This window comes from Amycolatopsis marina, assembly GCF_900111885.1.
In the GTDB taxonomy this organism is placed as follows: Bacteria; Actinomycetota; Actinomycetes; order Mycobacteriales; family Pseudonocardiaceae; genus Amycolatopsis; species Amycolatopsis marina.
In genome coordinates this window covers 1-1666 of sequence record NZ_FOKG01000055.1, presented here as the reverse complement: position 1 = coordinate 1666, position 1666 = coordinate 1, and the positions used below count along the sequence as shown (strand labels likewise).

1 rRNA gene is annotated in these 1666 nt (G+C 56.7%); it reads left to right on the top strand.

Annotated features, from left to right (window positions below):
• Positions 1-90: 90 nt before the first annotated feature.
• Positions 91-1666, top strand: a 23S ribosomal RNA gene (locus BM199_RS33095); the annotation flags it as partial.

Here is a 1666-nt window from a genome sequence, read left to right as displayed (position 1 = left end):
GGTTGTTTGCTGGCATGCTGTTGGGTCCTGAGGCAACAGGCCTCTGGGTGTGGTGTTTGAGAACTGTAGAGTGGATGCGAGCATCTTTGTGGTCAAGTTATTAAGGGCACATGGTGGATGTCTAGGCATCAGGAGCCGATGAAGGACGTGGGAGGCTGCGATAAGCCTCGGGGAGCTGTCAACCGAGCTGAGATCCGAGGGTGTCCGAATGGGGAAACCCAGCACCCGTGATGGGGTGTTACCCGCCGTTGAATATATAGACGGTGTGGAGGGAACGCGGGGAAGTGAAACATCTCAGTACCCGCAGGAAGAGAAAACAACCGTGATTCCGTGAGTAGTGGCGAGCGAAAGCGGAGGAGGCTAAACCGTATGCATGTCAAGCTGTCAGGTGTTGTGTGTGCGGTGTTGTGGGACCCGTTGTCCAGGGACTGACATTCCTGGGGATGCGCGTGGTGGTTAGTGGAATACGTCTGGGAAGCGTGACCGGAGAGGGTGAGAGTCCCGTACGCGAAAACTGCTGCGTTGTGTTTGGACGGTGTTCCCGAGTAGCAGCGAGCTCGTGGAATTTGCTGTGAATCTGCCGGGACCACCCGGTAAGCCTAAATACTTCCTGGTGACCGATAGCGGACTAGTACCGTGAGGGAAAGATGAAAAGTACCCCGGGAGGGGAGTGAAAGAGTACCTGAAACCGTGTGCCTACAAGCCGTCAGAGCGACCTTTCGGGTTGTGATGGCGTGCCTTTTGAAGAATGAGCCTGCGAGTTAGTGCTGCGTGGCGAGGTTAACCCGTGTGGGGTAGCCGTAGCGAAAGCGAGTCTGAATAGGGCGTGTGAGTCGCGTGGTCTAGACCCGAAGCGGAGTGATCTACCCATGGCCAGGGTGAAGCGACGGTAAGACGTCGTGGAGGCCCGAACCCACTTAGGTTGAAAACTGAGGGGATGAGCTGTGGGTAGGGGTGAAAGGCCAATCAAACTCCGTGATAGCTGGTTCTCCCCGAAATGCATTTAGGTGCAGCGTCGTATGTTTCACCATGGGGGTAGAGCTACTGGATGGTCTAGGGGCCTTACCGGGTTACCGAAATCAACCAAACTCCGAATACCGTGGTGTGAGAGTGCGGCAGTGAGACGGCGGGGGATAAGCTTCGTCGTCGAGAGGGAAACAGCCCAGAACACCAGCTAAGGCCCCTAAGTGTGTGCTCAGTGGGAAAGGATGTGGGATTGCCCAGACAACCAGGAGGTTGGCTTAGAAGCAGCCACCCTTGAAAGAGTGCGTAATAGCTCACTGGTCAAGTGGTCCTGCGCCGACAATGTAGCGGGGCTCAAGCACACCGCCGAAGCTGTGTCATTCATACAATAGATCCGCTTTCTTCTTTCGGGAGGATTGTGTAGTCGTGTGGATGGGTAGGGGAGCGTCCTGCATCCAGGGAAGCGGCCGCGTGAGCGAGTCGTGGAGGGTGTGGGAGTGAGAATGCAGGCATGAGTAGCGAAAGCAGAGTGAGAAACTCTGCCGCCGGATGACCAAGGGTTCCTGGGCCAGGCTAATCCGCCCAGGGTAAGTCGGGACCTAAGGCGAGGCCGACAGGCGTAGTCGATGGATAACGGGTTGATATTCCCGTACCCGCGTGTGCGCGTCCCTGACGAGGCAGGTGAGACTAACCACCCGAAGCC